Origin of the sequence: Glaciimonas sp. Gout2, from assembly GCF_035018905.1 — a bacterium.
GTDB lineage: Bacteria > Pseudomonadota > Gammaproteobacteria > Burkholderiales > Burkholderiaceae_D > Glaciimonas.
Genome location: NZ_JASJXA010000009.1, coordinates 23,141 through 49,901, shown reverse-complemented (window position 1 = coordinate 49,901; position 26,761 = coordinate 23,141). Strand labels below are relative to the sequence as shown.

The window sequence follows — 26,761 nt, the reverse complement described above, 5'->3', positions numbered from 1 at the left end:
CGGTTAAGGGATTAAGCGATACCGGTGGCAGCTCCCAGATACATTCCGATCAGGAGACTGTACCGTGTTACATCAGATAATTGACCGTAGGTTGGCTGGAAAGAACAAGGGCATCGCGAACCGCGAGCGCTTCTTGCGTCGCTATCGCGACGATATTCGACGTTCGGTAACAGAAGCGGTACGTGACCGCGGTATCACAGAAATCGAAAAATCCAAGAGCATTACCATTCCCCGTAAAGATATTTCCGAACCGGTCTTTCGACACGGATCAGGTGGCATGCGCGAGGTAGTTCATCCCGGCAATCAGGATTATCTTCAAGGTGACAGGATTGCGCGCCCGGACGGCGGCTCGGGTCGCGGCGGTGGTAGCGAAGCAAGTGATCAGGGCGAGGGTCAGGATGACTTCGTTTTTGAATTGTCGCGTGAAGAGTTCATGCAATATTTCTTCGAAGACCTGGAGCTGCCGCGTCTGATTAAAACCAATCTGATGACAGCACCGACCTGGAAAAATATGCGGGCCGGTTACTCTACTGACGGTTCTCCCAACAATATCGATATTGTCAGATCGCTACGTAGTTCGCTGGGACGACGCATTGCGCTAGGTTCGCCGCTAGTGGCGCGACTACGCGAGCTTGAGCTATTGATGGAAGCGCTGAAGGATGATACAGAAGACCGTGGCGAAGAAATCAAGCGTCTGGCTGATGACATTCATCATCTGAAGGGGCGCATCTGGCGTATCCCGTTTATCGATCCTTTCGACTTGCGCTATGTCAACCGCGTCCGTCAGCCGCAACCGTCAAGTCAGGCGGTGATGTTTTGCGTCATGGACGTGTCAGGATCAATGGACGAGCAACGCAAAGATCTCGCTAAACGCTTTTTTATTTTGCTGTATCTGTTTCTCACGCGTAACTATGAACACATCGAAGTGGTCTTTATTCGCCATCACACGCGCGCCGATGAAGTCGATGAAGACACCTTTTTCCACTCGCAGGAAAGCGGCGGTACGGTCGTATCGAGCGCGCTTGAGCTGATGTCTAAAATCATCGATGACCGTTATCCACCGGGTGACTGGAACATTTATGGCGCGCAGGCGTCAGACGGTGATAACTGGAATGATGACTCACCAAAATGTCGCAAAATTCTTGAACAAAAAATATTGCCACGTTCGCGTTATTTTGCTTACATTCAGGTAGTTCCTGAAGAGCAAAATTTGTGGATGGAATACGCACAAATAGTGCCAGATTATCGCCAGTTCGTGCAAAAGAAGGTTCAGCACGCGAGCGATATTTATCCGGTATTTCGTGAACTGTTTGAAAAACAGGTGAACGTATGAATGCACGTGCTGATATCAACAAGCGCAAATCGCCGTTACCTTGCCCATCCGACTGGACTTTTGAGTTAATCGAGCAATATAACGTCGAAATCGCGCGCGTCGCAGCAGCGTATAAGCTCGATATTTACCCCATTCAACTTGAGATAATTACTGCCGAGCAAATGATGGATGCCTACGCGTCATCGGGGATGCCGGTGAATTATCGCCATTGGTCATTCGGCAAGCATTTCCTATCGACAGAGCGCGGCTATAAACGTGGGCAAATGGGTCTGGCCTACGAAATCGTGATCAATTCGAATCCTTGTATCGCTTATCTGATGGAAGAAAATACCCTGACGATGCAAGCGCTGGTGGTAGCGCATGCCGCGTATGGCCATAATTCGTTCTTCAAGGGCAACTATTTATTCCAGCTGTGGACAGATGCAAACGCCATTATCGATTATCTGGTGTACGCCCGTAATTACATCGCAGAATGCGAAGAACGCCATGGATTTGATCGCGTTGAAGAATTGCTGGATTCTTGTCATGCACTGATGCATTACGGCGTCGATCGCTACAAGCGTCCGCAGCATTTGTCTTTGCTGAAAGAACGCGAGCAAGCCAGAGAGCGTGAGGAATACAACCAGTCACAAGTGAATGCGTTGTGGCGGACTTTGCCAACCAAAAAAGAAGAAGCCACCGCGCAGGATGAAAACCGCTTTCCGCCAGAACCACAAGAAAACTTGCTGTATTTTGCCGAAAAGAATGCCCCGCTTTTAGAGCCATGGGAACGTGAGGTCATTCGTATCGTGCGTAAAGTCGCGCAATACTTCTATCCGCAACGACAAACCCAGGTGATGAACGAAGGATGGGCGACATTTTGGCATTACACCCTGCTCAATACGCTCTACGATGAAGGTCATCTGACCGACGGTTTTATGATGGAGTTTTTGCATTCGCATACTAGCGTGGTGTATCAACCACCGATCACGAAATCGTATTACAACGGGATCAATCCTTACGCATTGGGGTTTTCAATGATGTGCGATATTCGACGCATCTGCGAACATCCCACCGATGAAGATCGCGAATGGTTTCCTCAATTAGCAGGAACGCCATGGCTTGAAGCGCTCCATTACGCGATGCGTAACTTTAAGGATGAAAGTTTTATTGCCCAGTATCTGTCGCCCAAATTGATCCGCGATATGCATTTGTTTTCGGTGCAAGATGATGAAAACCGAAGTGAATTGGAGGTGACGGCAATCCATAACGAGTCGGGCTATCAGTACGTCCGTGAAACGCTGTCACGCCAATATGACATCAATCATCGTGAACCGAATATTCAGGTATGGTCGGTCAATACCCGCGGTGACCGGAGCCTGACTTTGCGTCACTTCCGCAGTGACGGCCGACCGCTGGGTGAGAACACAGATGAAGTATTACGACACATGGCGCGATTGTGGCAATTCGACGTGCATCTGGAAAGCGTGGATGACAGCGGCAACGTGCTGCGTCGCTATCAATGCGTTAGCAATAATCGCTATACGTTACGGTCTTAAGGTACGGCCTTCATTGCGAAGTGCGTCGTCCGTATAGCAATAGAACGGTGAGAGTATGAAAGCCACGCGGTGCAGGGATGCAATGCGTAGCTTTATCATTTATCAGGTTAGCGTTGATAAACGCGTTTCCCCGCCGCAAAAGTCGCCAGAATACTGCGATCATCCCCTAGCAATGCTATTGCAAACAGTAGCTCTTCAAGGCCGTCAGTATTAGCGGTGCGTCGCGCCAGCAGCGGCGTGGCATGCGGGTCCAGCACGATAAAATCCGCCTCCGCACCGGCGACAAAATTGCCGATCGTGTTTTCCAGTTGCATACTGCGCGCGCCACCCAGTGTCGCCATGTAAAACATCTGCAATGCTGGCAAAAACGTGCCGCCCATGCGGGCGACTTTGTATGCCTCATTCATGGTTTGCAGCATCGAAAAACTGGTTCCGCCGCCAACATCGGTTGCTAATGATAACGGCACGCGATGCGTATCAGCCCGTTCAAAATCGAATAAGCCACTACCCAGAAACAGGTTGGAAGTCGGACAGACCGAGATGGCCGATTGCGTTTCGGCCATGCGCCGACGATCACTGTCGTCTAACCAGACGCAATGCGCATACATTGAGCGTGGGCGTAGCATGCCATATTTGTCGTAGACATCCATGTAGCTGCGCGAATCTGGGAACAGTGATTTGACCCACGCCACTTCATCCGTATTTTCCGCCGCATGCGTCTGCAAATAGACGTCAGGATAGGCCGCTGCCAATTCGCCCGCCAGTTGCAATTGCGCGTCACTGGACGTGGGTGCAAAGCGTGGCGTGATGGCGTACATCTGACGCCCGCGGTTGTGCCATTTTTTGAGCAGGTCTTCACTTTCACGGATACCGCGTTCGGCAGTGTCTTGCAGAAAATCGGGGCAATGTCGGTCCATCAAGACTTTGCCGGCGACCATCCGCAGGTTGCGCGCTTCGCTTTCCGCAAAAAAAGCCTCGACGGACTCTGGATGCACGGTGCAATACACCATCGCGGTTGTGGTCCCGCAACGTAGTAACTGATCCAGAAAAAAATCTGCCACTTTGCGCGCATGCACCGGATCGCTGAACTTGCGCTCGGTCGGAAAAGTATATTTTTCCAACCAAGGCAGCAAACCCGGCGATGGCGACGCGATCATATCGGTCTGCGGATAATGAACGTGTGTATCAATGAAACCCGGCATGATGATCTTGCCGCGATAGTCGTGGATTTCTTGACCGTCTGGCAGCGATCCTTTTAAATACTGATAATCCCCAGCCGCGACCACCTGTCCGCCTTTGATCAACAACAGGCCATCTTCATACCAGCAAATCGCATCGGCTTGATGCGCGGGGTCTGCAGGATCCGCAGTAAAGTGCAACACACTGGCGCGATAGGCCTGAAGCGTTGCGTGATCGGATTGCGCGGTGTTGTCGCCTGCTGCCATGAGATACATTCCTTTAGTAATCAAAATCTATTTTTTTACATCTATTCTGAGATGCGGTTTACACATGTTTCAACATCCAAGTGTTTCTGGTATCTATATACGAAAGTAACTTACCAAACCGAAGAGAATCTTAGAGAAGCGTTCCAGCGTCACTAAACATCTGCGGTGCTACTGTATTCGACACGCTGGAAACTTCGGATATAGCGGATAAAACAGGCGTGACCGGCAATGTGCGGCCGATGCTTTCCCACACCTGAAGCAGTTGTGCCGTCACTGAAGCAGCGATCACCGCTGGCTCTTTGCCAATGATTCCCGGAATGCCGATTGGACACACCATCTCGGCCAATCGCTGCGGTGGTATGCCGCGCTCTTCGAGTCGATGCTCGAACTGCATGCGCTTGGTTTTTGAACCAATCAAACCAAACCACGCCACATCGTCGCGCTGCAAAATAAGCTCCGATAAGCGTTGATCCAGCGCGTGGTTATGCGTCATCACCAAAAAGCTTGCGCCGGCCGGAGCGCTGGCGACCACGGCTTCGGGAGTATCAGTGGCTTCTATCGTGACATTGGCAGGCTGAAGATCGGGAAACATTTCTTCCCTTTCATCGATCCAGGTTATCCGACAAGGCAAATCGGCCAACGCGCGAACGATGGCTGCGCCGACATGGCCTGCGCCAAATAGAAATAATTGTGGCCGCGGCGCAAGACAGCCATCCAATAACCAGCGCTGACCCGCGCTATCACGTATCAGCATTGCGCCATCAATCAAGGCAGGCAACCGCGGCAACATACCGGGACCGTGCAGGCGCCTACCATCCACATCGCAGAGACTAGGCGCGGCTGCGCTATTTACGCTTTCCGTGCCGCCGACGCGATCCAAGGCAACTAAACGCCAGCTGTCCTCGGCTTTGCGCAGGCGTAATTGTAGATAATTAAAATATTCTGCGGCATTGGCATCGACGCGTTCAAACGCTAAATGCACCACACCGCCGCAACATTGGCCAAGCGACGGCCCCAAAGAAAATCGTTGCAAGCGCCGTTCACCGGCTCCGCTAAAGGCATCCGATTCGGCATCCAAAAGCATCTGACGCGCGATGTCGATGGCACACAACTCCAGGTGACCGCCACCGATGGTGTCAAACTGCGCCAACGTCGTCACCACCATCTTTGCGCCAGGCGCGCGCGGGCCGGAACCCTCGACCTGCGCGACCGTGATCAAGATCGCTGGATTGGCCGGTGTCGGCTGCTTCATCAGCGTGATCAATGCATTTAACCAAAGTGTCATGGCGGTTTACCTTTTTTGAAGATCATGTGCAGTGATCGACGTTTGCATCAATTTTCGATTTACAGCGCTTTAGCTGGCTTTGCAACTAGCGCCATTTCAAGCACCAGCGGCCATCGCTTCAACCGCCGTAATCGCATTCAAGATTGCTTCACTGGTCGCTGGCGCATTTAACGGCGGGTTGTAGCGATGATCAACGACGCTGGCAACGGCGTCACGGATCGCAAAAAACACCGAGAAAGGCAACAATAATGGCGGTTCACCAACAGCTTTGGAGCGATGAATACTGTCTTCTACGTTGCGATTCTTGAACAAGCGCACGCGGAAGTCTTGCGGACAATCGGATATGGCCGGAATTTTGTAAGTCGATGGCGCGTGCGTCATTAACTTACCATCCTTGTTCCACCACAATTCTTCGGTGGTTAGCCAACCCATCCCCTGAATGAACGCCCCCTCAACTTGCCCTATATCCAGTGCGGGATTGAGCGATTCACCCGCGTCGTAAAGAGCATCTGCGCGCAACAGTCTCCACTCGCCAGTAAGCGTATCGACCACCACTTCGGAGACCGAAGCACCGTAGGCAAAATAAGAAAATGGATGACCGGTCATGGTCTTGGAATCCCAATACAAACCCGGCGTGGCATAAAATCCGTCGGACCATAACTGCACTCGCGCCATATACGCTTTTTGCACCAGATCAGCGAAAGTAATGCTGTGTTCGCCCATTTGTATCAGACCCGCGGCAAAGGTCACCGCCGTCACATCGCCCGCATATAAGGTGATGAAGAATTCGGCCAGACGCTGACGTATTTTGTGCGCTGCATTTTGTGCTGCTTTACCGTTCAAATCAGCGCCAGTGGAGGCTGCGGTGGCGGATGTATTGGCAATCTTGCTGGTATCGGTTGCCGTGACGCGCACCAACGCCAACGGAATGCCTAGCGCGTGCGCGACAACCTGTGCAACTTTGGTGTTAACGCCTTGCCCCATTTCGGTGCCGCCATGGTTGACCAGCACAGAGCCGTCGGTGTAGACATGCACTAGCGCACCGGCCTGATTCAAGTGGGTGACGTTAAAGGCGATACCGAATTTGACTGGCGTGAGCGCGAGGCCTTTTTTGAGCACCAGACTGTTGGCGTTAAAAGTATCGATAGCTGCACGGCGCTGGCGATAGTCACTGGTACTTTCCAGCTCTTCAACCAGTTCATGGATGACGTTGTCGACGACTATTTGACCGTACTGCGTCACATTGCGGCCTTCTTGCTCATTACGACCATAGAAATTATGTTTGCGAATATCCAACGCATCACGACCAAGATTACGCGCAATCTCGTCGAGTATGTATTCAATCGCAATTGCACCTTGCGGTCCGCCAAAGCCCCGGAACGCCGTATTCGACTGGGTATTGGTTTTGCCGCACATAGCGCTGATGTCTACGTCTGACAAATAATAGGCATTGTCAAAATGGCAGACCGCGCGCGTGGCAACCGGTGCCGACAAATCGGCTGAATAACCCGCCCGACTGACCATCTGTACCCGCGCGCCAACTATGCGTCCGCCGTCGTCATAACCGACCTCATACTCATAATGAAAGCAATGCCGCTTGCCAGTCACCATCATGTCATCGTCACGATCAGCCCGCAGTTTGACAGGACGCTTTAATTTATGCGCAGATATTGCTGCAACCGCTGCCCATAAAGCCGATTGCGATTCCTTGCCGCCAAATCCGCCGCCCATACGACGACATTCAACCACCACATTGTGCGCGTGCAAACCCAGCGCGTGCGCTACAACGTGCTGCATTTCGGACGGATGCTGGGTCGAGCATTGAACCAACATGCCGTTACCTTCTTTGGGAATCGCATACGAGATCTGACCTTCCAGATAGAATTGCTCCTGACCGCCGACCAGCAACTCGCCGCTTAATTTATGCGGCGCATTGGCAAACGCCGACTCAACATTGCCGCGTGCCAGATGCATCGGCGGCAACACATACGACTTTGCCGCATGCGCTGCCTGCGGCGTCAAAATCGCTGGCAGTTCATCATAGTCGACCACCGCTTTGCGCACTGCACGGCGAGCGTTGTCGTGGCTGTCGGCGACGACCACAAATATTGGTTGTCCGACATATTGGACCAGACCATCGGCAAGAATTGGATCATCATGAATGATCGGACCGCAATCATTGGTACCAGGAATATCGCCGGCAACGTAGACCGCGACCACGCCTGTGGCGCTACGGACCGCTTCCAGATTGATCGAACGAATCCGCGCATGCGCCTTTTGAGACATCCCGAGCGCGGCGTGCAACGTGCCTTGCGCTTCGGGTATGTCGTCGGTATAGGTAGCTTCGCCCAGTACATGGAGAACCGCCGATTCGTGCGGATGTGACTGGCCGACTTCCGCCCAGGTAGTCTTATCGGCAGGTGCGCCACTATCAGTTTTTAAAAAAGCGTCAGTTTGGGTATTCATAATCTTTCTTCCTTATGCCGAATGGCGCTTAATGTCAGGCAGCGCACGCAACGCTGGCAAACGCATTAACCTGGTCCGGCCGTAACGGCGCGTCAATACGGGTTTCTAACCAGAAGCGACGTAATAGATTCTGCGCTGTTTTCATCCGATAGGTGCTGGATGCGCGCATGTCTGATAACGGTGCAAAATCTTCTGCCAATAAGGCCATGGCCGATTGCAAACGCGTTTCGTCCCAAGGCTGCCCTAATAGCGATGCTTCGGCTTTGGCGGCGCGTTTCGGTGTCGCCGCCATGCCTCCAAAAGCGATACGGATCGCACCAATGTTGTCGCCGTCCATCACCACAGAAAACGCGGCACATACCGCAGAAATATCCTGATCAAACCGCTTCGCCAGTTTGTAAGTGCGGAACTGCGTAGCGCCATTTGGAAGCGGCACCCTGACCGATTCAACGAACTCATCGGGTTGCATGTCTTTTTTCATGTAATCCAGATAGAGCGACTCCAATGGCATCACGCGTTGACCGGTCGGTCCGCGTAACACCACTTCCGCACCGAGTGCGATCAACCATGGTGGAGAATCGCCAATCGGGGAGCCATTCGCGACATTGCCACCGAGTGTGCCAGCATTCCGAATCGGTAACGAAGCAAATCGTTGCCACATCTCACGCAATTCCGGGTAATGCGTGCTGAGCGCTGAATACGCATCGTTAAGTGTGACGCCTGCGCCGATGTGAAGTTGACCGTCTTTGATGACGACGGTGGCGAGTTCTTTGACTTGCCCCAAAAAGATGATGTCGCCCAGGTCGCGCATTTGTTTGGTGACCCATAAACCAACGTCGGTCGATCCCGCCAGCATGCGCGCCGCTGGATGCATGGCGCGGATGTCGACCAATTGTTGTAAGGTGCGCGGCGCGTAAAAATGTTGTCCTTCGTAACTATAGGTAAACAGTTCGTCGCGCTGTAGTAGCTGCAACGATGCCTGCAATCTGTCGCGGTCGAAATTGACCAGCGGCAACTCGCCCATTCGGTGCGCCGCATCAATAATCGGACGATAACCCGTACAGCGGCATAGATTTCCGGACAATGCCAGATCGATATCCTGGCGCTGCAAAGGCTGCCATTGGATGGATTGCTGGGATTGCAAGCATTGGCTAGTTGGCGCAGCAGATGTCGCGGGCGATGACGAAAGCGCGTGCACGCCTTCGTTTTTGAGATATAAATCCCACAACGACATGACGAAGCCGGGGGTACAAAAGCCGCACTGCGAGCCATGGCATTCAACCATTGCTTGTTGTACCGGATGCAACGCGCCATCCTGTTGTTTCAAATCCTCGACTGTAAACAAGGCTTTGCCATCCAGCGTTGGCAAAAATTGAATACAGGAATTCACTGATTTCATCTGGACGCCATCAGCGCCGATTTCACCGATCACCACAGTGCAGGCACCACAATCGCCCTCGGCGCAACCCTCCTTGGTTCCGGTGCAATGCAGATCTTCGCGCAGATGCTGGAGAATGGTACGGGTTGGTGCGGCGCGGTCGACCGTGTGCACCTCACCACGATAAAAAAACCGAATTGGGCTGCTGGCTGCGCCGGATGGTGCGGTGGTTTGGATGGCAGTAGACAAGAAAGACTCCAATATGATTTATTTATACACTATAGATTAGCAGTCGCGCACGTTGACGAGTGCGCTATACCGATGATGTCGACTATTTGCAGAATGAAATATCGATACGGTTTTTGATGCTGGCTGGTTGATACCGGTCTTGTATCTACTTTTTATCGACCCAAAACTTTTCAATTATTACTATGCGTCATCTTTCACCAACATTAACTACGATGATTCAGCATGGATCACCTTCATTATAGTAATCATTTAGTACCATAAATATTAACAATTGCTATGCGCTGACGTGTGCCGTTTTGCCCTGCAATTGCAATTAGAAATAACAATATTCCTAATTGGACGTTTATCTTTTACTTGCATCCATAATAAGTAAAATCAGGCGAGCGCAGTTATCATCTATTTTATATACCTATTATTCGCAAGGAAGCATCCTCCAGCCCGCAATCTGGAACACATTACGTTGCCCGAACGCTGCTTAATGCGCAACTAACGGGTAACCTCACAAAAACTAAAAACAGGTCAAAAGGGCAACTGTGGACGTCGACCACTGCGGCCTTACAATAATAAAGGAGACACCATGCAATTTCTCGAGAAATTTTTTAAGCTGAAGGACAATGGCACCGACGTGCGTACCGAGCTGATCGCCGGACTCACAACGTTTCTAACGATGGCCTATATCATCTTCGTCAACCCGGCGATTCTGGGCGACGCCGGTATGCCAAAAGACTCCGTATTCGTGGCGACCTGTATCGCGGCCGCGGTCGGTACACTGATCATGGCGTGCTATGCCAACTATCCTATTGCGCTGGCGCCCGGAATGGGACTGAACGCCTACTTCGCCTATACCGTGGTCAAAGGAATGGGTGTACCTTGGGAAGTGGCGCTTGGTGCGGTCTTCATTTCTGGCTGCCTGTTTTTAATCATCAGTCTGGTCGGCGTCCGAGAAATCATCGTCAATGGGATTCCCCCCAGTATCCGAATAGCCATCACAGCCGGTATCGGACTATTTCTGGGACTTATTTCTCTCAAAACTGCTGGCATCGTGGTCGCCAATCCGGCCACCTTTATCTCGTTGGGTGATCTGCATCAAATCCCTGCGATTCTGGCGATTGTCGGATTTCTGATCATCGTCGTGCTCGACCGATTCCAGGTCAAGGGTGCCATATTGATCGGCATTGTGACGGTGACTATCCTGAGCTTTCTGATCGGCGGCAACAAGTTTATGGGCATATTTTCCATGCCGCCATCAGTCATGCCGACCTTGTTCAAACTCGACATCATGGGTGCGCTATCGATGGGCGTCATGAACATCGTGCTGGTATTTTTTCTGGTAGAGCTGTTTGATGCCACCGGCACCATGATCGGTGTCGCCACGCGCGCTGGTCTGGTCAAGAATGGCAAGATGGAACGCCTTAACCGTGCTTTGCTGGCAGATAGCACAGCGATTGTGGCTGGCACCTTTCTCGGCACTTCCAGCACCACCGCTTATATCGAAAGCGCGGCGGGCGTGCAAGCCGGTGGTAGGACCGGACTGACCGCACTGGCCGTGGCGATCCTATTTCTGGCGTGCCTGTTTATTGCACCATTGGCCGGAGCAGTTCCTGGATATGCGACCGCGCCAGCACTATTTTATGTCGCTTGTCTGATGCTGCGCGAAGTCACGCATCTGGATTGGGACGACAGCACTGAGAGCGTACCTGCAGTTATTACGGTATTAATGATGCCGTTCACCTACTCCATCGCCAACGGGATCGCCTTCGGCTTTATTTCCTACGCCGCATTGAAATTGTTCACCGCCCGATTTAAGGAAGTGAAACTGGTGGTGTGGATTATTGCCGCGGTCTTCTTGTTTAGATATATTCATTTGGGCGCTGAATAATAGACGCGCTAAACGCTCACGTAATAAGTGAGAGCATTAGTTGACCAACCAATAAGTTAATTAACAAGCGGCGATTTAAATATCGCATCGATTCAAGGCAGAACCAAGGGGCGTGTTGCAGAACACGCCCCTTTTACGTTCGCATGGTGTGCATGGTGTAAATGGGGTGTACATGGTGTATTTAATCACGGCAATGACCCGCATTCCATTAGAATCGACGCTCCAACCAGCGCAACCCAGGCAAAAAATGTCCCGTCCTCATCTCAAGACCATTCAAATGTCCGTTCTCTCCCCATTTTCCCGACGGATCAGCATATTGGCGCTCATTCCTCTGATCGCATGCTCACTAGCGTATGCCGCAGCAGACGCACCAACTGGCAAGGATTTGCACGACAACTTTCACTTTCTAGGCGAAATGAACAAGGCCTCGACCGTCATGGTCGTAGAAACAGGCATTGTGCCGCCCGCCCTTGGTAAAAAGATCGCCTCCGCAGTCGACCAAGTCATCCAGAACGGTGACCAGCCCGGCGCGAAACGACCAGCAGACTATCTACAATATGAGCCGCTGATCCTTGCCATTGCTGGGCCGGATGGCTCGCGCATGCATTCTGGTCGCAGCCGTCAGGACATCCTGTCAACGACCCGTCGCCTGATGCAACGCGAGCGCGCCTTAAAACTGATGGATGCGATGAACAAATCGAAAGCCGAGTTCCTTGCGCTAGCCGCAAAGCATCTTGACACCATCGTCCCCGCCTATACCAACGGCGTGCAGGCGCAACCCACGACTTACGCGCATTATTTGCTCGCATTTGCGTCTGCGTTTGGTCGCGACAGCACCCGCTTGCAAGAGGCTTATGCACGCCTTAATCAAAGTCCGTTAGGCGGCGCGGCGCTGGGCACATCAAGCTTTCCAGTGGATCGGCGACGACTGGCAGAATTATTGGGATTTGATGGCGTCATCGAGAACTCGTACGATGCCACCCAGTTAGGTGCGCTGGATCAGGGCGTCGAACTCGTCACGTTATGCAGCAATGCGGCGTTGATGATCGGTATTTTGATGCAAGACATTCACACCCAATACCACCAGCCTTATCCCTGGATCATGATTCAGGAAGGACGCCTGACCGGGACCAGCAGCATCATGCCGCAAAAACGCAATCCCTACGCCCTCAATATCCTTCGCTTGCAAGCGAGTGATATCGTTGGTGGGTCAATGACATTCCAGTTAGAGGCACACAACGTCACGCCAGGGATGCCGGATTACAAACGCGATCAGGTCGAAAAGACGCTGGACATGACCACCGACGCCTTCATCAAACTGGCCGATCTGATGGACAACCTGATCATCGACAAAAAACGCTCGTTGCAAGAAGTAGACGAAGACTATTCGACAACAACGGAACTGGCCGATATCCTGCAACGCGACTCCGATATTCCGTTCCGCGTAGGTCATCACTTTGCCTCTGATCTCGTTACCTACGGTCGCACCAATAAGCTCAAGCCGACCGACATACCTTTTGACATCGTGCAACAAAAGTATGCCCAAGCAGTGAAGGTCTTCGGGTTCACCGAAACGCAATTTCCATTGACGCAAGAACGTTACAAAAAATCGTTGACCGCACAAAATATGCTGTCTTCCAGCAAAGGCCTGGGCGGACCGCAGCGCAGTGAAACCGAACGCATGCTCGCGGTTGAAAAAGAGAAATTGATGCAGGACGTCGCGTGGTTAAATACCCAGCAAAACAAACTTGCGCGTGCACAAGATAATCTTGATAAAACGTTTCATAAACTCGAAAATTAATAGACGCTTTGAGCCAGCAGTTGGAGTCCGCTCGAGACTCCAACAAAAATCCATCCACCGTTTCATCGGCAAATCTTGGATGTTAATTCAATGCGGCAAACATATTCCATTACCGCCAAGCCCGTCAATCAGTCTCATAATTCCGCCAAACCAAAGCGCCGCAATCCATCCAGATCCACCACCTGAATCGATTGGTAGGAAGTTGTCACCAGATTCAATCTGGCCAGTTCCTGCAACGCCTGATTGACGCGCTGGCGTGATAATCCGGTCAACAAACCGATTTCCTCTTGAGAAAAGGCGAGTACCGCCATCGTGCGGGGGTACAACACAGGATGAAATAACTGCGCAATCGCTTGAGCAACCTGCGCATCGGCACTTAGCAACCGCGTGTTTTGCAACGAAGCAATGAACTCGCCCATACGCTCATTCAGTTGCCGAATAACGAAGGCGGTGAACGGCAAGCTTTCAGCCAAGAGAGTATGAAACGTCTGCTCCGGAATTAACATAATCTCAGCGTCGCGTACTGCAATCACGTCATATTTGCGCACCTCCCGTTTGATCACGCTGCCCTCACCGACCCAACCACCGGCAGGAATACCTGAAAACGTACAACTGCGACCATCTGCGCTGTAGATAGCCAGCTTGATTAATCCGCGCTGCACACCGATCCAATAGTGCGAAATAACGCCGCGGCGTGCCACAAATTCCCTTGGGGAAAAATGCTGGATCACTGTCGTTTTTGCTACCAGCGTCTGATGTTCCGGAGCCAGCGCCAAAAACCACGCATGCATGGAAAGCTGATCAATAAGGTTTAACCCGACACTTGTCATGGCATCTACTATGAAATGGAAATAGTTGAATATTTTTTGTCCAAAGTGCGCAACCTGTCATCTGCATGACAAACAAAATGCCTAGCAAGTGATAGGCTAACGCCTGTTACACCATTACACCATTACGCCATTACACAATAACAAAACCAATCAGGATAGTGGCATATTCCATCAGGAGACTAGCATGGCAGCAGATTTCGACACCGGCCTTGGCAAGAATCAAGCCAACTTTGTAGCACTCACGCCCATCGATTTCATCGCTCGTGCCGCCGAGGTCTACGGCGACCGGCTAGCGATTGTGCACGGGCAACTCCGGCAAAACTGGCGCGAAACGTACGACCGCACCAAACGACTTGCCAGCGGTTTGCAGCGACTTGGCGTCAAAAAAGGTGACACTGTCGCCGTCATGCTGCCGAATACACCCGCAATGGTAGAGGCGCACTTTGGCATTCCGATGGCAGGGGCAATACTAAACGCGCTGAACATTCGACTCGACCTGACTTCGCTGGCTTTCATGCTGCGCCATGCCGAAGCCAAAGTCCTCGTCGTGGATACCGAATTCGCTGAACTGGCGGGGCAACTCGCACAGCAGATTGCTGGTCTGACGATTATTGCCGTGCATGATTTGCTCGGGCCGCAAGCCGCGCCATTTGGCGATACCGACTATGAAGCGTTACTGGCAACCGGCGATACCGATTTTGTCTGGGAGCCGCCAACGGATGAATGGGACGCGATAGCACTGAACTACACTTCCGGCACAACGGGCGACCCTAAAGGTGTGGTGTATCACCATCGTGGCGCAACGCTGAATGCCATATCGAATATCCTCGAATGGGATCTGCCGAAGCATCCTGTGTATCTGTGGACGCTGCCGATGTTTCATTGCAACGGCTGGTGTTTTCCATGGACAATTGCCGCGCGCGCCGGCGTCAACGTGTGTTTGCGCAAGTTTGAACCAAAGCTGGTATTTGACCTGATCAAAGAACAGAAAATTACGCACTATTGCGCAGCCCCGATTGTGCATGCCGCATTAGCCAACTCACCCGCCGAATGGCGCGATGGCATACAGGGCGTCGTACGCGGCATGGTCGCAGGATCGCCGCCGCCCGCCGCCGTACTCGCAAAAATGGAAGAAATGGGCTTCGATCTGGTCCACGTTTATGGATTGACCGAAACCTACGGTCCCGCAGCCGTGTGCGCAGAACAAGCCGATTGGAGTGGACTCAGCGTCGACGCCCGCGCCGTCAAAAAATCACAGCAAGGCGTGCGCTATCACCTGCAAACATCGCTCGCCGTATTGCACCCGACGACGCTGCAACCAGTAGCAGCCAATGGCTTAGAAATTGGCGAGATCATGTTTCGCGGCAATATCTGCATGAAGGGCTACCTCAAAAACGAAAAGTCCACACAAGCAGCATTTGAAGGTGGCTGGTTTCATACCGGTGATCTCGGCGTGTGCATGCCCGACGGCTATGTCAAAATTAAGGATCGCAGCAAAGACATCATCATCTCCGGAGGAGAAAATATTTCGAGCGTCGAAGTCGAAGAAGCGCTCTATCGCCACCCAGACGTTTTAGCCGCCGCAGTAGTCGCCCAGCCGGACGAAAAATGGGGAGAAACGCCATGCGCTTTTGTCGAGTTAAAAGAAGGGGCAACAGTAACGGCAGCGGAAATAATCATTTTTTGTAAAAATATTCTGGCAGGATTCAAAGTGCCGAAAGCCGTGTATTTTGGTACGCTACCGAAGACCTCAACTGGGAAAATTCAAAAATTTGAATTACGCAATCGGGTGCACTCGCAAGCGGCTATTGATGTTTAAGTGGAGACTGCTGGATTAAATTGAGCTGGTGGGATTGACGCTGAATGTGGCGTATTGGAAAATATCATGATGAAACTTGCGGCCTGTTGAGATGTTAAGCAGGCCGCTTTTTATTAACAGAACAAAAATTTGTTCAGACTATATTTTTTCTTCGTATGGAATTTTCTGGTGAATATTTACATATTGAAATAGACAATCAGGAGGCATTATTAATGTGAACAGCCATTTTTTTCTGATATTTATCATGGCTCGCTTGAACTTCCCGGAAGGATAATTATGCCCTCGCCATCCTTGCCGCTTTCCTCACCATCCATCACTGCGAGTTTATTGCGCCACCAAGATTTGGTTGCCATTGGCATTCCGTGTGCGTAGGCTTCTCCAATAAAGTCTCCGGCCGCCGTATATGCTCTGACGTAACCGTCTACATAAAACAAACTGTCAGAACCTCCGCCCGGCAGCGGCATGAAGGGAATCAAGTCGTCGATGGTGAAGACTTTGTATCGCTGATAATAGAACTCCTTATTCGGGCTATATTGTTTTTCGCCGTACGGCGTTCCCTCATGCCAATTTTCATAAGAAAAATAAGCAAGCACGGGAAGGGCTATTAATATGAAAAGCCATTTTCTTCTGATTTTTATCATGGAAAACCTACATCTTTTGGAAACTTAATTCGTCCATCATCATCATTGTTACTAGCACCATCCATCACGACAAGAAAGTCATATATCCAGAATATGTTTGCCATCGGCATTCCGTGTGCGTACGCTTCTCCAATAAAATCTCCGTTTGCTGTATATCCCCTGACGTAACCGTCTACATAAAACAAACTGTCAGAACCTCCTCCTGGCATCGGCACGTACGGAATCCACTCCTCAATGGTGAAGACTTTGTATCGCTGATAATAGAACTCCTTATTCGGGCTATATTGTTTTTCTCCGTAAGGCGTTCCCTCATGCCAATTTTTATACGTAAAATAGGCAAGTACAGGAAGAGCTATTAATATGAAAATCCATTTTATTTTGATTTTGATTTTGATTTTTGCCACGGTAGCGCTATCTCCATTTTTTTAGGTACTTTTACCCACATCACATCCTAATACACCACAAAATCCCCACCTGTCTTATGGCGCGTTTGGTAGCGTCGGAAGTCGTCGTTAAAGGCAGGGACCACACTAGGAAATTGTTTACTCATGTTTGTTTTGTTTATAGCGCTGTACAACAACATGTAAGCAGCCATTTCATCTTTTGGAAGTAACCGCGTTTTGCTCCATACCCCCAAAGGAACCATTTCTTCAAAAGTGCTAGTAGTATTGAAGTCGTAGGTATCGCGTAAGTAAATGCCGATATGCTTGACATGAAATATGTCCTGTTGCAGCAACCAATTGGTGCTTGTTTCGCCGACTACGGCCAGTTTAAAAATGCCCTTGCCAACAGCACCGTATAGCTCGTCCATAACATCTAGTTTTGTGCCAAATTCTCGGTAATTCACCTGGCACTTACTATCTAGTTCACGCGCAGACAGGGTGCGGCTTCCTAACTTGCATGGCTCTATCGATTTTGGTTTCCAACCCCATTTTATTAATTTTTTAACAAGCTCATCCTTTCCATTATCCGTTGCCCAATTTTCCAAAACATCATCAAACGCCTCCACCGCACGCGGAAATTTCAGTAACCACGCCATCTTGATAATCTGGTCGTCATACTCCGCTGGCGTCAGTTTACAAGGATCAAATTTCCCTATTTTTACGTCGTTGGGCATCACCCAACCAGAGTCGTTCTCGAACCAGTGCCGCATAATCTGTGCGGCGATAGGCCAGCCCATTTTTTCCATGATGTCGGGGATGTCACGGAGCTGCATAATTTCTATTGCGCATTCCACTCCCTTACGATCACTGCACGGGGTTGTCATGGCGACTGCAATGGGTAGACTCATTTTTTGTCCACTCCGAATCGCGTTGGTAATGCGTCCTGTCTTGTCATAGCATTCTCAATAGAGTTGGTCATCGAAATTTACGACGAGTATCAACGCTATTGTTTGCATTTTTACGATGTTTGAATGCTTGTTAGGTGTTCGACTTAGTATCGGGGGTGTATCCATTCTGAATAGAACGGTGAGGAACGGACCGCATGTAGTGGCGCAGACGCAAGCCAGTTGCGCAACTGCCGATTGCTGGATACGAACTAAGAACGCGCCATATAATCAACGCTGATCAAGGCGGTTCAGCAAAGACTTTGAACAGCGGTAATCCTCATCAACGATCAGCGCGCGCCTATCAACACAGTCATCGATACCAACCGCTATCGTATTTGAGATATAAAAAAAGCCCTTTGAGACAAAGGGCTTGAACAATAACGTTACAGATTCGGTGCCATCCAGCGTTCGATTTCTTCCTTCGGCACGTCACGCCGTTTCGCCATATCGCTGACCTGATCGTCACCGATCTTGCCGACGACAAAATACTTCGATTCCGGGTGGGCCATATAGAAACCTGATACCGCCGCACCAGGAAACATCGCGTAGGATTCTGTGAGTAGCATGCCGATTTCTTCGCATTGCAATACCTTGAACATGTCGGCCTTGACGGTATGTTCAGGACACGCAGGATAACCTGGCGCAGGACGAATACCGCTATAAGATTCCTTGATCAATGCTTCACTTGACAGGTCTTCAGTCGGCACATAACCCCACAAATCTTTGCGCACCCGTTCATGCAAGTATTCTGCAAATGCTTCGGCTAAACGGTCTGCCAATGACTTCAGCATGATGGACGAATAATCGTCGTGCGCATCTTCAAAACGCTTCTCGTATTTCTCGATGCCGATGCCTGCGGTGACTGCAAACAAGCCGATGTAATCGGCGATGCCGGATGATTTCGGCGCGATGAAATCGGAGAGGCATTGATTTGGTCGTGCGACGCCATCAATGATCGGTTTTACCGTTTGCTGGCGTGCGCCGTAGTAGGTGAAAGCAACCTGCGTACGGGTATCGTCTGTGTAGACTTCGATGTCGTCGTCGTTGACTGTATTTGCCGGTAACAAGGCGATCACGCCGTTGGCTGTCAGCCAGCGTCCGTCAATGACTTTCTTCAGCAAAGCCTGACCTTCTTCGAATACTTTGCTGGCAGCATCGCCAACCACTTCATCGGTCAAAATGGCGGGATACGGACCTGCCAAATCCCAGGTTTGAAAGAACGGACCCCAATCGATATAGCGAGCAAGTGTGCCGAGATCCACATTTTTGAACAGGCGACGGCCTATGAATTTCGGTTTTACCGGCGCAAAATCCAACTTGGTACGATTGGCCCGCGCATCTGCCAATTTCAACATCGGAACGGCTTTTTTGTTGGCGTGCTGGACGCGAATACGCTCGTAATCAACGGCGATTTCGGCAACGTATTGATCCCGCTGTTCTGGCGTCAGCAGCGATTGCGCCACTGACACGGAACGCGATGCATCCGGCACATACACCACCGGACCTTCATAATTAGGCGCAATCTTGACCGCAGTATGGGCGCGACTGGTGGTTGCACCACCAATCAATAGCGGCATTTTTACGCTACGGAAATAAGGATCGCGCTGCATTTCTTTAGCGACGTAGGCCATTTCTTCCAGCGACGGTGTGATCAGACCACTAAGACCGATGATGTCGGCATTTTCTGCCTTTGCCATTGCCAGAATTTCAGAGCACGGGACCATGACGCCCATGTTAACGACTTCAAAATTATTACACTGCAAGACCACTGAAACAATGTTTTTGCCGATGTCATGGACGTCGCCTTTGACCGTTGCGATAACGATTTTTCCCTTCGGCTTGGCGGCGATGCCGGTGCGTTCTTCATCAAGGCGTTTTTCTTCTTCGATGAACGGAATCAAATGCGCAACCGCTTGTTTCATCACGCGTGCCGATTTCACCACTTGCGGCAAGAACATTTTTCCTTGCCCGAACAAGTCACCGACGACGTTCATACCGTCCATCAACGGACCTTCGATAACGTGGATCGGACGACCACCGTTATCCAGCAATTCCTGACGTGCTTCTTCGGTATCTTCGACAATCCATTGCGTGATACCTTGCACCAACGCATGCGACAAGCGCTGCTGCACCGTGCCGCTGCGCCATTCCAGGGTTTCTTCTTCCTTCTTGGCGCCAGCTTTCAAAGTAGAGGCGATTTCAATCATGCGTTCGGTCGCGTCATCACGGCGATTCAACACCACGTCTTCGACCCGTTCGCGCAACTCAGCGGGCAGGCTGTCGTACACGCCCATCATACCGGCGTTGACGATTCCCATGGTCATGCCAGCTTTGATCGCGTGATACAAAAATACTGTGTGAATTGCTTCACGCGCCGGGTCGTTGCCGCGGAAACTGAAGCTGACGTTCGATACGCCGCCACTGATTTTGGCGTACGGCAGATTCTGATGAATCCAGCGCGTGGCGTTGATAAAATCTACGGCGTAATTATTATGCTCTTCGATACCGGTGGCAATCGCAAAAATATTCGGATCAAAAATAATATCTTCCGGGGGAATGCCAACCTGTTCGACCAGAATATCGTATGCGCGCTTGCAGATCTCAATTTTGCGTTCGTAGGTATCGGCCTGACCTTTTTCATCGAAGGCCATCACAATTACCGCAGCGCCATAACGGCGGCATAATGTGGCTTGGCGAATAAATTCCGGCAAGCCTTCTTTCATCGAAATCGAGTTGACGATGGCCTTGCCTTGCACGCATTTCAAGCCCGCCTCAATCACCGACCACTTCGACGAATCGATCATGATCGGCACGCGTGCGATGTCCGGTTCGGAAGCGATCAGGTTGAGGAAACGGGTCATCGCCGCTAACGAATCCAGCATCGCTTCATCCATGTTGATGTCGATGATCTGAGCGCCGTTTTCAACCTGTTGCCGCGCTACCGCCAGCGCTTCGTCGTATTGCTCGTTAAGAATCAATCGAGCGAAAGCTTTCGAGCCAGTGACGTTGGTGCGTTCACCAACGTTGACGAAGAGCGAACTGTCGTCGATGGTAAAAGGCTCAAGGCCGGACAGACGCATCTCGTGCGTCGTCTCGGGAACAACGCGTGGCGCAATGCTGGCGACGGTATCGGCAATGGCTTTAATATGATCCGGCGTGGTGCCGCAGCAACCGCCAGCGATGTTGACGAAGCCGCTTTCGGCGAAATCTTTTAGCAGCGATGAAGTCACATCCGGCGTTTCGTCAAACCCGGTATCGCTCATTGGATTGGGCAAACCGGCGTTTGGATAGATGCAGACAAAGGTGTCGGCAATCTTGGACAATTCTTCGGCATACGGCCGCATCAAGGCCGCGCCTAGTGCGCAGTTGAGGCCCACGGTCAGCGGGTTGGCATGGCGAATCGAATTCCAGAACGCGGGCACAGTCTGGCCCGATAAAATACGTCCCGATGCGTCGGTGACGGTGCCGGAAATCATGATCGGCAAGCGCAGACCGGACTCTTCGAAGAAGGTATCAATTGCGAACAAAGCGGCCTTGCAATTGAGCGTATCGAAAATGGTTTCGACCAAGAGTACGTCGGCCCCGCCTTCGACCAGCGCGCGCGTTTGATCCAGATAGGCCGCAACCAGTTGATCGAACGTCACGTTACGCGCCGCCGGATCGTTGACCTCTGGCGAAATTGACGCGGTTTTTGGTGTCGGTCCCAACGCGCCAGCGACAAAGCGCGGCTTGTCCGGGGTCGAATATTTGTCGCAGGCGGCACGTGCCAAACGCGCTGAGGCAACGTTCATCTCATACGCCAAATGCGCCATGTGATAGTCGTCTTGCGCAACGGTCGTCGCACCGAAGGTGTTGGTCTCGATCAGATCGGCGCCAGCGGCCAGATACTGTTCGTGCACTTCGCTGATGATATGCGGTTGGGTCAACGACAGTAATTCGTTGTTGCCTTTGACAAACAATTCGCGACCGGGACCTTGAAAGCCGATGAAGCGCCCAACTGGACCACCGCGATAATCTTCCTCCGTCAGCTTGTATTGCTGAATCATGGTGCCCATCGCGCCATCGAGTATCAAAATACGCTGCGACAATAACTGCCGCAAATGGGTTTCGGTAGGAGATATCTGGTTGACGACGGGCTTCATAGGCTTACTTTAGTCTTTGAAATGAACAGGTATTGATCCGCAGTCAAAAAAATGCAAAAACCCGGTCGCAGGCAGCGCCGGGTTAGACATACGGTGGATAGAAGAAATTATACGTTAAATCAAAGGGTTATGTTCTTTGAAACAATAGCTTAACGCGCTGGTATGGATCATTCCTGGCAATCGACAGCATCCACTAGCCTGATAACTGAAGGGATGGTTTGTTGGCACGGCACAGGTTCATTTAGTTTTAAAGTGAGACATTTAGCCGCGCCTCCTGCTTTTAAGAATTCGGTGAGTGGTGTTTGGTGCACGATGTAGCCATGCTCTGTGAGCACATTAACCAACGCCACCGATGCACAATTAAGAAAAATGTGTTGGCCGCAATTGACACTATTGCATGCAAAATGCAAGGCGTCGTCTGCGCTGACAATCAAACGTCGATGCGGGGGAACACGGGCCGCAATAGCTATCTGTGATGCAGCATCAAAAGCGTCCGGGAAATACATCACTTCGCCGCCCTCAAGCGGGCAAAAACAGGTATCAAGATGATAATACCGCGCATCGACCAAACGCAGTGGTTGTACTTCAACGTCCAACAGTTGAGAAAGCGGTTCTGCGCAAGCCACGTCAGAGCGATGGCCGTGTCCAAACCACAACAAGTCATCATGACGGTCTAACAAGGCGTCCCCCGCCCCTTCAAATGGTAAATGTGATGCCAGTTTTAACACTTCAAATCCGTGCGCCGCAAACCAATGTTCGAAATGACTTTCTTCCGCTTGTCGTTCAACATGGCGAAATCGGGAGAGCACCACTTTATTTCCCCGTACTACGCCGCCGTTAGCGGTGAACACGAGGTCAGGCACGCCAGCTTTGGCAGGAATCTGTTGAACGATGGCAACGGAGGCAATTTCACTGACCAATTCTTCCCATTGCAAACTGGCAACATCGTGGTCGGCATGCGCAATATTGCCCGCCATCCACGGATTGATGACGTATGCGACTTCAAAGTAATCTGGCGCACACATCAAGTAAGTTGATTTTGTGGCGCTCAACGTGCTAGCGACATTGGCTTCGACCAATTCACTTTTTTCGATGCCCGCTTGCGCCGTGTCATATCCGGCGTAAGTCATGCGTAGCTCCGTTCCGCTGGCGCGGTGACCGATGGTATTGCTTCGAGTGCCTTACGAATGATGTTGAGTCCGGTGTCTATTTCGCTGGCGCTAATTATCAACGGCGGCGCAAACCGCACCACGGTTTCATGCGTGTCCTTTGACAACATGCCTAACTCCAGCAATATTTCACAAAATGCGCGGGCCGAAATAATGGACGGGTCCAGTTCCATCCCGATCAGCAACCCTTTGCCGCGCACTGCACGGATGGCCGGATGCGACATCGCGCGCAAGCCGCTTTGCAAGCGCTGTCCCATGCGGTCAGCGGCTGCCGCCAGATGGTCATCGCGCAGCAACGATAGCGCGGCGTGACCAACCGCAGCGGCCAACGGATTGCCGCCAAAAGTGCTGCCGTGGTCGCCCGGTGTAAACACGGCCATGACGTCTTCTCGTGCCAAAAATGCCGATACTGGCAACAAGCCGCCACCTAGCGCTTTGCCCAGAATCAGGCCGTCCGGTACGACATTTTCGTGGTCGCAAGCCAGTAGCTTGCCGGTACGACCCAATCCGGTTTGCACTTCATCGCAAATAAGGAGGACATTATGGCGTGTACAAATTTCTCTGCACGCAGCGAGGTAGCCATCGGGCGGGACGATAATACCGCCCTCACCTTGAATTGGCTCGACCAAAAAAGCGGCTGTTCGCGGTGTAATTGCCGCTTCCAGCGCTGCTGCATCGCCAAACGGTATTGATACAAAGCCTGACGGAAACGGACCAAAACCGTCACGATATTGCGGCTCGGATGAAAATCCGATAATAGTCGTGGTGCGTCCCCCAAAGTTACCCTTGCAGACGATGATTTCGGCACTGTTATCAGGAATTCCTTTCACCTTGTGGCCCCATTTCCGCGCGGCCTTAAGCGCGGTTTCGACAGCTTCTGCACCGCTATTCATCGGCAGCGCTTTGGGTTGTCCGGTCATTTCACACAGCAACTGCAAAAATGGGCCGAGTTGATCGGTATAAAACGCACGGGAAGTCACGGCGAGCCGGTTGGCCTGACGGGTTAAGGCTGCGACTAAAGTGGGATTGCTGTGACCGAAACTGACTGCCGAATAGGCGGACATCATGTCGAGATAATGCTTGCCTGTTTCGTCCATAAGCCACACGCCGCGCCCGCTGCTGAGAACGACAGGCAAAGGTGAATAGTTATGCGCACTGTAGCGATTTTCTAGTGCGATGGCTGGGTTTTTCATGATGCGCTCCGGTCACAGTTTATGATTACATGATAATCACAAAGCATAAAAATATTTGTGCATAATGAAGCATGTTTCGCTACTTAAACGCATGATTCGTGCAGGAATGAGATGATAAATGGAAAAATTGGATCGATATGACAAAATTTTGTTGCGCACGTTGCAGGCGAACGGGCGGGCGTCTAATGTCGAGTTATCGGATCGGGTCAATCTATCGGCACCGCAATGCTATCGGCGGGTGCAGCGGCTCGAAAAGGACGGCATTATTCGTGGTTACGCGGCGCAAGTAGAACCTGCGGCGATTGGTTTGGGCGTTACGGCATTTGTCAGCTTGAACATCGCGCGTGAGCAGTTCAAACAGGTCCGCAAGGTTGAACAAGCGATTCGCGCATTTCCGGAAATTCTTGAGTGTTACACCATCTCTGGCGATTTTGACTACTTGCTCAAAGTAGTGGCGAGCGATTTGAAATCGCTGTCCGGATTTTTGACCGACCGGTTGATGCAGGTCCCGGGCGTGGCGGGCGTTAAATCGATGGTTTGCCTGGAAGAGATCAAACCACCAAGCCCGTTACCACTTGCAGATTGATGGATCGATGGATCGATTGCCTTTAGCACAGAGAAGACAAAGAGTGCGAACCTGCTTTCGATCACACTAAGCGATCCATTGGTGACGATTAGTGCGTAATTTGCACGAATTATGTGTTTAGGGATGGCTGTATTGCGGATTCCGGCGCGGCTACACTTTGGTCTCCATCTGACCGACGGGTTCCCCGAGATCAGCAGCAGCCAGGAAAGCACAGCGCCGCTGGGGCGTTGCGGGCCAGTCCGAAATACTATTGAAAGCACATCATGCCCATACTTACTGTACTTCTATCAACTCCGCCAAATGCCATAACGTCGGCCAAGGTTGCGCAATCGCTTTCGCAATTGACTGCGGACATTTTGCATAAGAAACCGGAGCTTACCTCGATTGCTATTTCGCACGTCGATCCGGCCCATTGGTTTGTCGGGGGAGAGAGTTTGCACGCGCAACACAAAACCAGCTTCTTTTTGGCTATTCGTATCACCGATGAAACGAATACGGCTGATGAAAAAGCCGCCTATATCGCCGCAGTATTCAATGCAATGGCAGATTTGCTCGGCGATTTGCATCATGAAAGTTATGTACACGTGCACGATGCACGCGCCGCGGCATACGGTTATGGCGGCTTAACGCAGCAACAAAGGGCCGTGGTCGCAAAACTGTAATGCGCGAACCGGCGGTCAATCTTCCCAAAAAAATGACCCGCATCGCTCCCTCGAAGGTGGCCGCCGTTTTGACAGCATGCCGATCACTACCAGCGTGGCGTCCGATACCAGTCACTCGCAAACTCCACAAAAGCGCGCACCTTCGGCGAAAGATGACGATTTTGTGGATACAGCACATACAACTCACGTGGCTTTAACGTAAATGACGGCAATACGTGCACCAAAGCGCCGCGACGTAAATCTTCATGCACGATAAAAGAGGCGGTTGCAGCGATACCCAAACCGGCGAGCGCTGCCGAACGAAGCGCAATACCGGTGTTGGCTTGCAAGTTGCCGCGCACCGCAACCGGATGCGACGTTCCATCGGTTGCCGTGAAAGTGAATAGGCTTGGCTTCGAGGCGAGAGAATATATCAGGCAATTGTGGGTCGCCAGTTCCAGCGGATTTTGTGGAATGCCATTCCGCTGAAGATAGTCGGGAGAAGCCACTAACAGTAAATCACTTACTGCAAGTCGCCGAGCGATGAGGGTCGAGTCTGCCAAGTCATGCGCCAGACGCAGCGCGACATCGAAGCCCTCCTCAATGAGATCAACAAAACGGTCGTTACAGACCAAATCCACCCGTAACTGTGGATGAGCCATCACAAATGTCGGCAGCCAACTTGACAGTTCGATGGTGCCAAATGCTTGCGGTGCGTTGATGCGCAGCGTGCCGGACGGCCTCGCCTGATGGGAAGATATGGCTTCTGCCGCGTCATCCAGTTGATTAAGTATTTGTTTGCATCGCTCGTAATATTCCTGCCCTGCCTCGGTTAGCGAAAAGCGGCGCGTAGTACGATTGAGCAACTGTGCACCCAGCTCAATTTCAAGCTGGCGTATTTGTCGTGAAACGATGGTGTGCGACTGGTTGAGTTCAGCCGCGGCAGCGGTAAAACTGCCATTTTCCACCACCCGCCGAAAGGCACGCATCGCCGCCAATTGATCCATGACGCCTTGCTCCCAAAATCATTAACATC

Annotated in this window: 19 protein-coding genes; 7 read left to right on the top strand and 12 right to left on the bottom strand. The window is 51.4% G+C overall.

The window, feature by feature from the left end:
• Positions 1 to 64: 64 nt before the first annotated feature.
• On the top strand, positions 65 to 1,333 hold the full coding sequence (locus QN379_RS08630; RefSeq protein ID WP_322234884.1) for a YeaH/YhbH family protein: 1,269 nt from the start codon (positions 65 to 67) through the stop codon (positions 1,331 to 1,333).
• Positions 1,330 to 2,871, top strand: a complete 1,542-nt coding sequence (locus QN379_RS08625; RefSeq protein WP_322234882.1) for a SpoVR family protein — start codon at positions 1,330 to 1,332, stop codon at positions 2,869 to 2,871. The genes QN379_RS08630 and QN379_RS08625 overlap by 4 nt, the downstream gene beginning before the upstream one ends.
• Before the next feature lie 107 nt (positions 2,872 to 2,978).
• On the opposite strand, the gene guaD is transcribed toward QN379_RS08625, so the two are convergent.
• The 4 genes from guaD to xdhA all read right to left on the bottom strand — a co-directional run bounded on the left by guaD (position 2,979) and on the right by xdhA (position 9,694).
• The gene (guaD, locus tag QN379_RS08620) at positions 2,979 to 4,316 is read right to left on the bottom strand and encodes a guanine deaminase (protein WP_322234880.1); all 1,338 of its coding nucleotides are present in this window, start codon (positions 4,314 to 4,316) and stop codon (positions 2,979 to 2,981) included.
• 130 nt (positions 4,317 to 4,446) lie between these two features.
• Positions 4,447 to 5,601, bottom strand: a complete 1,155-nt coding sequence (gene xdhC, locus QN379_RS08615; protein ID WP_323506472.1) for a xanthine dehydrogenase accessory protein XdhC — start codon at positions 5,599 to 5,601, stop codon at positions 4,447 to 4,449.
• A gap of 96 nt (positions 5,602 to 5,697) precedes the next feature.
• Positions 5,698 to 8,067: a xanthine dehydrogenase molybdopterin binding subunit gene (xdhB, locus tag QN379_RS08610; protein ID WP_322234876.1), complete on the bottom strand. Its 2,370-nt coding sequence runs from the start codon at positions 8,065 to 8,067 to the stop codon at positions 5,698 to 5,700.
• 34 nt (positions 8,068 to 8,101) lie between these two features.
• The gene (gene xdhA / locus QN379_RS08605) at positions 8,102 to 9,694 is read right to left on the bottom strand and encodes a xanthine dehydrogenase small subunit (protein ID WP_323506471.1); all 1,593 of its coding nucleotides are present in this window, start codon (positions 9,692 to 9,694) and stop codon (positions 8,102 to 8,104) included.
• Positions 9,695 to 10,271: 577 nt separating this feature from the next.
• On the opposite strand from xdhA, the gene QN379_RS08600 reads away from it, so the two are divergent.
• A complete protein-coding gene (locus QN379_RS08600) occupies positions 10,272 to 11,573 on the top strand; it encodes an NCS2 family permease (RefSeq protein WP_323506470.1) in 1,302 nt (433 codons plus the stop codon).
• Between the two features lie 277 nt (positions 11,574 to 11,850).
• On the top strand, positions 11,851 to 13,374 hold the full coding sequence (locus tag QN379_RS08595; RefSeq protein ID WP_323506469.1) for an argininosuccinate lyase: 1,524 nt from the start codon (positions 11,851 to 11,853) through the stop codon (positions 13,372 to 13,374).
• A 134-nt stretch (positions 13,375 to 13,508) separates the two neighbouring features.
• On the opposite strand, the gene QN379_RS08590 is transcribed toward QN379_RS08595, so the two are convergent.
• Positions 13,509 to 14,204 (bottom strand): Crp/Fnr family transcriptional regulator, encoded by a 696-nt coding sequence (locus tag QN379_RS08590; protein WP_323506468.1) that lies wholly within the window; start codon positions 14,202 to 14,204, stop codon positions 13,509 to 13,511.
• A 184-nt stretch (positions 14,205 to 14,388) separates the two neighbouring features.
• On the opposite strand from QN379_RS08590, the gene QN379_RS08585 reads away from it, so the two are divergent.
• A complete protein-coding gene (locus QN379_RS08585) occupies positions 14,389 to 16,023 on the top strand; it encodes an acyl-CoA synthetase (protein WP_323506467.1) in 1,635 nt (544 codons plus the stop codon).
• Between the two features lie 242 nt (positions 16,024 to 16,265).
• Here QN379_RS08585 and QN379_RS08580 read toward each other — a convergent pair whose 3' ends face one another.
• The 6 genes from QN379_RS08580 to rocD form a co-directional block, all read right to left on the bottom strand.
• A complete protein-coding gene (locus QN379_RS08580; protein WP_322234864.1) occupies positions 16,266 to 16,664 on the bottom strand; it encodes a hypothetical protein in 399 nt (132 codons plus the stop codon).
• A complete protein-coding gene (locus QN379_RS08575; protein WP_322234862.1) occupies positions 16,661 to 17,068 on the bottom strand; it encodes a hypothetical protein in 408 nt (135 codons plus the stop codon). The genes QN379_RS08580 and QN379_RS08575 overlap by 4 nt, the downstream gene beginning before the upstream one ends.
• Positions 17,069 to 17,115: 47 nt before the next feature.
• Positions 17,116 to 17,880 (bottom strand): DUF6402 family protein, encoded by a 765-nt coding sequence (locus QN379_RS08570; protein ID WP_323506517.1) that lies wholly within the window; start codon positions 17,878 to 17,880, stop codon positions 17,116 to 17,118.
• A 497-nt stretch (positions 17,881 to 18,377) separates the two neighbouring features.
• Positions 18,378 to 22,136 (bottom strand): methionine synthase, encoded by a 3,759-nt coding sequence (gene metH, locus QN379_RS08565; RefSeq protein ID WP_322234858.1) that lies wholly within the window; start codon positions 22,134 to 22,136, stop codon positions 18,378 to 18,380.
• Positions 22,137 to 22,303: 167 nt separating this feature from the next.
• Positions 22,304 to 23,266, bottom strand: a complete 963-nt coding sequence (locus QN379_RS08560; RefSeq protein ID WP_323506466.1) for a dimethylarginine dimethylaminohydrolase family protein — start codon at positions 23,264 to 23,266, stop codon at positions 22,304 to 22,306.
• A complete protein-coding gene (gene rocD / locus QN379_RS08555) occupies positions 23,263 to 24,498 on the bottom strand; it encodes an ornithine--oxo-acid transaminase (RefSeq protein ID WP_322234854.1) in 1,236 nt (411 codons plus the stop codon). The genes QN379_RS08560 and rocD overlap by 4 nt, the downstream gene beginning before the upstream one ends.
• Positions 24,499 to 24,616: 118 nt before the next feature.
• On the opposite strand from rocD, the gene QN379_RS08550 reads away from it, so the two are divergent.
• Both QN379_RS08550 and QN379_RS08545 read left to right on the top strand, forming a co-directional pair.
• Positions 24,617 to 25,084 carry an Lrp/AsnC family transcriptional regulator gene (locus QN379_RS08550; RefSeq protein WP_322234853.1) on the top strand — a complete coding sequence of 156 codons (468 nt, stop codon included), beginning with the start codon at positions 24,617 to 24,619 and terminating at the stop codon, positions 25,082 to 25,084.
• A gap of 263 nt (positions 25,085 to 25,347) precedes the next feature.
• On the top strand, positions 25,348 to 25,746 hold the full coding sequence (locus QN379_RS08545; protein WP_323506465.1) for a 4-oxalocrotonate tautomerase family protein: 399 nt from the start codon (positions 25,348 to 25,350) through the stop codon (positions 25,744 to 25,746).
• Positions 25,747 to 25,832: 86 nt separating this feature from the next.
• Here QN379_RS08545 and QN379_RS08540 read toward each other — a convergent pair whose 3' ends face one another.
• On the bottom strand, positions 25,833 to 26,732 hold the full coding sequence (locus tag QN379_RS08540) for a LysR family transcriptional regulator (RefSeq protein WP_322234847.1): 900 nt from the start codon (positions 26,730 to 26,732) through the stop codon (positions 25,833 to 25,835).
• Positions 26,733 to 26,761: the final 29 nt, after the last annotated feature.